This window comes from Mesorhizobium sanjuanii, from assembly GCF_002529485.1.
GTDB lineage: Bacteria > Pseudomonadota > Alphaproteobacteria > Rhizobiales > Rhizobiaceae > Mesorhizobium > Mesorhizobium sanjuanii.
On record NZ_NWQG01000200.1, the window covers coordinates 21,249 to 28,002 of the forward strand.

Below are 6,754 nucleotides of genomic sequence, written 5' to 3' on the forward strand. Positions count from 1 at the left end.
GATCATGGTCCGGTTCGGTCGAGTTTTGGCGCCGCCACCACCAGCGCCTTGCCGATGGCCGATTGCGGCGCGTCAATTACCGTGCGGGCATCGCCGCTCTCGGCGATCGTGCCGGCGTCAAGGATGACGAGGCGATGAGCGATGGCACGGACCACGCCGAGATCATGCGAAATGAAGAGATAGGCGATCCGTTCCTCACGCTGCAGATCGAGCAGCAGCCTGAGGATCTGTCCGCGTACTGACACGTCGAGCGCCGACACGGCCTCGTCGAGCACGATCAGCGACGGTTTCGTGGCGATGGCGCGGGCAATCGCGACACGCTGGCGCTGGCCGCCGGAGATTTCGTGGATGGCTCGCGGCGCAAGATCAGGGCTAAGGCCAACGCGCTCCAACAGGGCGGCGATGCGGCGCGGGCGCTCCGGCCGGGACGCAATGCCATGGATGCGCAAGGGATCGTCGAGCACACGCGCCACGGTGGCACGGGGGTTGAAAGCGGCGAGCGGATCCTGGAATACCATTTGCAGGTGCGCGCGCCGGCTGCGCAAGGCGGCGCCACCGAGGGTGAGAAAATCCTCGCCCTCGAACTGGATATCGCCGGCGTCGGGTTGGACCAGTCTGAGCACCAGCCGTGCGACCGTGGACTTGCCGCTGCCCGATGGTCCGGCCAGCGCTAGCGTTTCTCCGGGTTCGATGTGGAAGGAGACATCCTCGACGGCGGCGATGGTCTCGCCGCGGCGGCGGTATCGTTTGGTGAGGCCGGAAACGCTCAGCAACGGACTGCTCATGCCGAAGTTCCGGCCTGCCGCGAAAGCGGTATTGCGTCGAGGCCGAGATGGGCGTCGAGCAGTGAGCGTGTGTATGCGTGGCGCGGGCCGCTGACGATTTGCCTGGCCGCACCGATCTCGACCAGTCCGCCATGCCGGAATACGGCGATGCGCTCGGCCAGCGCGGCGGCCAGCGCGATGTCGTGGCTGATGAACAGCAGCGTCATGCCGTCCTCGGCCACGAGTTGCCGGATCAATGTAACGATCTCGGCCTGCACGATGGTGTCCAGCGCGCTGGTCGCCTCGTCGGCGATGAGCAGTTTCGGGCCGGCGGCTATCGCGGCGGCGATCGCAATACGCTGTTTCTGGCCGCCGGAAAGCTGGTGCGGAAAGGCGCGCAAGGCGCCGTCCGGATCGGGCAAGCGGACGCGTTCGAGCAGGGTCTTTGCCTTGGCATAGGCTTGCGGCCAATTCAGGCCGAGGTGGGTGTGGGCAACTTCGGCGATCTGCTTGCCGACCGGCATCACCGGATCGAGGCTGGCCGACGGGTCCTGGAAGACGAAGCCGATGTCGCGGCCACCGAGGGGAACAAACTTAGGTTGGCGTTCCTTCACACCCCAAGATGGCGGCGATGGCAAAGACCAGTCGATACGACCATCGATCCTGGCGGAAGCCGGCAACAGCCCGGCAATCGCCAGCGCCAGCGTGCTCTTGCCAGACCCACTCTCGCCGATGACGGCCAGCCGCTCGCCGACGGCAATATCCAGGCTGATGTCTTTCAGCGCCGCCACCTCGTCGCCGTCGCGGCGGTGGGTCACTGTCAGATCGCGGACCGCGAGCAGCGCCGTCACGACAGGCTCCTCCGCACCGCCGTCGTCTCGACCACGCCTTCGCCGACGAGATAGACGCCAAGCACGGTCAGCACGAGCGCGATGCCCGGAATGATCGACAGGAAGGGCGCTGTGCGCAAAACGGCGCGGCCTTCGGCGATCATGCCGCCCCAGGTGACGCGATTGGGGTCGCCAAGACCGAGGAAGGACAGAGCGGCTTCGGTAAGGATCGCAGCAGCGACGATCACCGAGGACAATGCCGCCACCGGCGGTAGAGCGTTGGGCAGAATTTCGCGAAAGGCGATCGCCAGCGGGTGCATGCCGATGACGCGGGCGCCGGCGACGAAATCGCGCTCGCGGATCGACAGCACTTCGGCTCGCGCCACGCGCGCTGGACCGGTCCAGGCGCCAAGCGCGATCGCCACGACGACGACGCCGAGCGAAGGCCCGACGACGCTGACGAAGGCCAGCGCCAGGAGGAAGCTCGGCACGGTCTGGAAGGCATCGGTGATGCGCATCAGCACGTCGTCGATGAGGCCGCCGGCAAAGCCTGCCAGCGTGCCGACTATCGCGCCGACGGCAAGAGCGGCGGCCGCCGCCGCCAGTCCGACAGCCAGCGACGTGCGGGCGCCGTGAAACAACTCGGCCAGCACGTCGCGACCGAGCCGGTCGGTGCCGAGCGGCAGCGACCAGTCCTGGAAAGGCGGCAGCAGCGCCGGCCCGGCAATGGCTTGCGGATCGCCGGGAAAGATCAAGGGTGCGGCGAGCGCCATGGCGAACAGCGCCGCCAGAATGACCGTGCCGGCGAGTGCTTCCGGCATACGAAGAAAGCGGCGAAGCGGGCTCACGCGCCGGCCTCGCTGGCGCCGACGCGCGGATCAAGCAAGGCGTAGGCGATGTCGACGAGAAGATTGATGAGGATGACGAGCACAGCGCTGGTGAGAATAATCCCGAGCAGCAATGGTGTATCCCGCGCGGCCACCGCTTCCTGCGCCAGCCGGCCGAGGCCGGGCACGGCAAAGACGCTTTCGATGACGACGCTGCCGCCCAGCATCTGCGCAGATTGCAGGCCGAGCATGGTGACCAGCGGCAGCAGTGCGTTGCGGGCGACATGGGTGAGCACGATGCGGCGGCGGGAAATGCCCCTGGCACGGGCGGCGAGGACAAAATCCTGCCGCCAGGCCTCGGCCATGCCGGCGCGCATCATGCGCAAATAGAGCGCCAGATAGATGAAGCCGAGCGCTGAAACCGGCAGGACGAGATGGCTGGCTATATCGGCGGCCCGGTCAAGGCCGGTCTTGGTCGAGGCGATGCTCTCGATGCCGCCGATCGGCAGCCAGCGCAGGTCGACGGCGAAGATGACGATCAGCACCAGGCCGAACCAAAAACCGGGGATGGCATAGAGCGCCAGGGAGCCGACCGAGAGGAAACGATCGCGAAAGCTGCCGGGCCTGGCGCCGGCGTAGATACCAAGCGCCGAGCCGAGACCGAAGGAGAGCGCGGTGGCGCTGCCCATCAGGATAAGCGTTGTCGGCAAGCGCTCGAGGATGACGTCGCGGATCGGCCTGGAAAAAGTAACCGACTGGCCGAGGTCGAGATGCAGCAGCGCCCAGAGATAGTGGGCCAGCCGCGTCAGTTCCGATTGGTCCAGGCCCCAGCGGTGGCGTAGCAGCTCGATCATGCCGGCATCGCCCCCGGTCGAGACGATATAGGCGTCAACCGCGTCGCCGGGGGCAAGTTCCAGCAAAAGGAAGGTGCCGATGATGACGACCAGCAGCACGAAGACGCTGCCGACGAGACGGCGGCGAAGGAGGATGAGGGCGCGGTTCATGAGGAAGGGACACCGCTGGCGGTCACTTGAGGTCGCGTTCTACGGCGCCCCCCTCTGTCCTGCCGGACATCTCCCCCACGAGGGGGGAGATTGGCAGCTTTGGCACCTCGCTCAGTCCTGCAACGTTGGAGATTGGCGAAAAGCCGGATGAAAGCCGATCTCTCCCCTCGTGGGGGAGATGTCCGGCAGGACAGAGGGGGGCGCGAAGGAACTCTCATTATCGAACCTGAGCACCCGGACAATCGATCTGCAAGTCTGGAGGTCAGCTCGCCAAATAGGTGTCCGCCCAGTTCGACACCGCCCAGCGCGGATTGTTGGCGATGTTCTGGACAGTGTCGCGGGCGACGCTGATGAAACTCCATTCGGCGACGTTGATGAGCGGCAGGTCGGCGGCGACTTGTCTTTGGAACTCCTTGTAGAGTTCGGTGCGGGCCGATGTGTCGAGCGTTTCGGAGGCCTTGGCGATGAGGGCGTCGAGATCGTCGTTCTTGTAGCCGCCCTGGTTGGAGAAAGGCACGCCGTCCGGAATGCCGCTCTGCACCAGAATTGTGGTCGAGATCGCCGGGTCGCCACGGAACACCGGCGGGCCGACGGCAAGGTCGAAGGCATGGTCGGTGTAGACGGCCTTGATATGCGCGGGCGAGTCGTTGTTGACCAGTTCGGCGTCGATGCCGATGGCGGCGAGCGCCTGGCGCAGATAGTCGCCGAACTGCCTGGTCTCGTTGAAATAGGGAGCCGGCAAAAGTTTCAGCGAAAAGCGCTTGCCGTCGTCGCCTCTGATGTAGCCGGCCTCGTCGAGCAGGGCATTGGCCTTGGCGACGTCGAAAGCGTAGGTCGGCACGTCGGCGGTGTAGAACTGCGGATCGTTCTTCGGCACCGGACCAGTGGCGGTGGCGGCATAGCCGAGGAAGATCGTCTTGACGACGAAATCCTTGTCGATGGCGTGCGCGATCGCCTGGCGCACCTTGAGGTCGGCCAGTTCCTTGCGACGATGGTTGATCTCGACGACAAGCTGATAGGTCAGCCCCTCATAGCCCTTGGTGATCACCTTCAGGCCCGGCACCTTGGAGATGCGCTCGAGGTCGGCCAGCGGCACGGCGGAGAAGGCGGCGAGGTGGATCTCCTCGGCTTCCAGGGCGCTGGCGGCCGAGGTGCGGTCGGGCAGCACCTGGTAGATGATCTCGTCGAGATAAGGCTCATCCTTGCCCCAGTAGTCGGTGTTCTTCTGCAGCCGGTAGTACTGGCCGGCCTTGTATTCGGCGAACTTGAATGGACCGGTGCCGACCGGCGCGTTGTTGGCCGGGTTGTCCTCGATCTTGCCCGTCTCATAGATGTGCTTCGGCACGACGCTGCTCAACGCCGGCAAGGCATTGCGGATCAGCTGGAATGGCGTCGGCTTGGCGAACTTGAAAATGGCGGTCAGTTCGTCCGGTGTTTCGACGGCGTCCAGATCCTTGAACACGGTGCGGCCGAGATTTTGCAGCGGCTTCCAGATCTGCAGCGCCGAGAAGGCGACATCGGCCGAAGTGAACGGCTTGCCGTCATGCCATTTGACGCCTTCGCGCAATTTGAATGTCGCCGACAGGCCGTCGGCAGCTCCTTCCCAACTCAGCGCAAGGCGCGGCTCCAGCCCGTCCTTGCCGTCGAAGGAGGCTTCGGCCAGCGTCTCCACGATCTTGCTCGAAATGAAGAAGACGCCGTTGGAGGCGACGATCGCCGGATTGAGATTGCGCGGCTCGGAATCGGCGGCAACCACCAGCCGGCCGCCCTTTTTCGGCGTCTGCGCCCAGCCGATACCAGGCATGGCGGTGGAGGCTAGAAGCATTGCCGAACCGGCAAGCATGGTGCGTCTGGAAATCCTGAAATCTGACATGATCGAACTCCGTCCTCTCCGCGACCCGGCGCGCCAATACCCTCGGATATTCGCGATCCCGCCAGCATCCTGCAACAGCGATTATGGGCCTTGTCCGGGGTTTCGCCAGAGACGGATTTGGCGCATCTTCATGTGGCTTTGAAAATTCTGTTCGCTGGACCAGTTATAGCGAAGCGACTCTATTCGACATGATCTGGTAGGACCAGATCATGTCGATGCCACGATGTGGGGGCGACAAAGCGTGCTAACGTAGCCGTTCGGCCTATTTCTGGCTGGACCAGACTGGGCAAGATAGTGCAGATTTGATCGACAGCCAGACCAAACAGCCGGCGATGCGACCGGCCGACAAGGAATTCAGGGAGAGAGAAATGAACATCGCCCCGGGCAAGAGTGCCGTCAGCGCCATTCCGTTCGACCATGCCAGGGTCGACCGGTTGATGGAGGAGGCCGGCATCGATGTGCTGCTCGCCACCTCCAAGCACAATACGCAGTACCTGCTTGGCGGCTACAAGTTCATCTTCTTCGCCGCCATGGATGCGATCGGCCATAGCCGTTATCTGCCCGTGGTCGTCTACGAGAAGGGCGGGCCGGACCATGCCGCCTATATCGGCAACCGCATGGAAGGCGGCGAGCACCAGAACCATCCGTTCTGGACGCCGACACTGCATACCGCTTGCTGGGGCACGCTTGACGCCGCCAATCTCGCCGTCGAGCACCTGAAGAAGATCGGCAAGGGCGATGCCCGCATCGGCATTGAGCCGGCTTTTCTGCCCTCGGACGCGTATATGCTGATCCGCAAGGCGCTGCCGGACGCCAAGCTGATCGATGCGACCGACATGCTGGAGCGCATGCGCGCCATCAAGACGGATGCCGAACTGGAGAAGCTGCGCATCGCCTCGGAACTGATCACCGATTCCATGCTGGCGACCATCCAAAGAGCGCGCGAAGGCACGACCAAGACCGAGATCATAGAACAGCTCAGGCGCGAGGAGACCAATCGCGGCGCGCATTTCGAATATTGTCTTTTGACGCTTGGTTCCAGCCACAATCGCGCCGCCTCGCAGCAGGCGTGGAAGAAGGGCGAGGTGCTGTCGATCGATTCCGGCGGCAACTACCACGGCTATATCGGCGACCTTTGCCGCATGGGCATTCTGGGCGAGCCGGACGCCGAACTCGAGGATCTGCTGGCCGAGGTCGAGACGGTGCAGCAAGCGGCCTTCTCCAAGGTCAAGGCGGGCACGCCGGGCGGCGACATGATTTCTCACGCGGAGGGCGTGTTGAAGAAATCCAGGGTCGCGTCCTACACCGATTTCTTCGCCCATGGCATGGGGCTGATCACGCATGAGGCGCCATTCCTGATGACCAACCATCCGGTGACCTATGAAGGCACCTATGCCGAACAGCCCCTGGAGAAAAACATGGTGCTGTCGGTCGAGACGACCATGCTCCATCCAAC

6 protein-coding genes are annotated in these 6,754 nt (G+C 64.1%); 1 reads left to right on the forward strand and 5 read right to left on the reverse strand.

What is annotated here, in order from left to right; translation table 11 throughout:
• Positions 1–2: 2 nt before the first annotated feature.
• The 5 genes from CN311_RS26110 to CN311_RS26135 all read right to left on the reverse strand — a co-directional run bounded on the left by CN311_RS26110 (position 3) and on the right by CN311_RS26135 (position 5,298).
• Complete coding sequence (locus tag CN311_RS26110) at positions 3–785, reverse strand: ATP-binding cassette domain-containing protein (RefSeq protein WP_097576537.1); 783 nt, start codon at positions 783–785, stop codon at positions 3–5.
• Positions 782–1,615: an ABC transporter ATP-binding protein gene (locus CN311_RS26115; RefSeq protein ID WP_165779857.1), complete on the reverse strand. Its 834-nt coding sequence runs from the start codon at positions 1,613–1,615 to the stop codon at positions 782–784. The genes CN311_RS26110 and CN311_RS26115 overlap by 4 nt, the downstream gene beginning before the upstream one ends.
• Complete coding sequence (locus tag CN311_RS26120; RefSeq protein WP_097576538.1) at positions 1,612–2,442, reverse strand: ABC transporter permease; 831 nt, start codon at positions 2,440–2,442, stop codon at positions 1,612–1,614. Before CN311_RS26120 ends, CN311_RS26115 begins: the two co-directional genes overlap by 4 nt.
• On the reverse strand, positions 2,439–3,425 hold the full coding sequence (locus CN311_RS26125; protein WP_097576539.1) for an ABC transporter permease: 987 nt from the start codon (positions 3,423–3,425) through the stop codon (positions 2,439–2,441). The genes CN311_RS26120 and CN311_RS26125 overlap by 4 nt, the downstream gene beginning before the upstream one ends.
• Before the next feature lie 262 nt (positions 3,426–3,687).
• Positions 3,688–5,298, reverse strand: coding sequence for an ABC transporter substrate-binding protein (locus tag CN311_RS26135; protein WP_097576540.1), 1,611 nt, complete (start codon positions 5,296–5,298; stop codon positions 3,688–3,690).
• 368 nt (positions 5,299–5,666) lie between these two features.
• Here CN311_RS26135 and CN311_RS26140 point away from each other — a divergent pair.
• On the forward strand, positions 5,667–6,754 hold a 1,088-nt coding region (locus tag CN311_RS26140; protein ID WP_097576547.1), incomplete at its 3' end, for a M24 family metallopeptidase.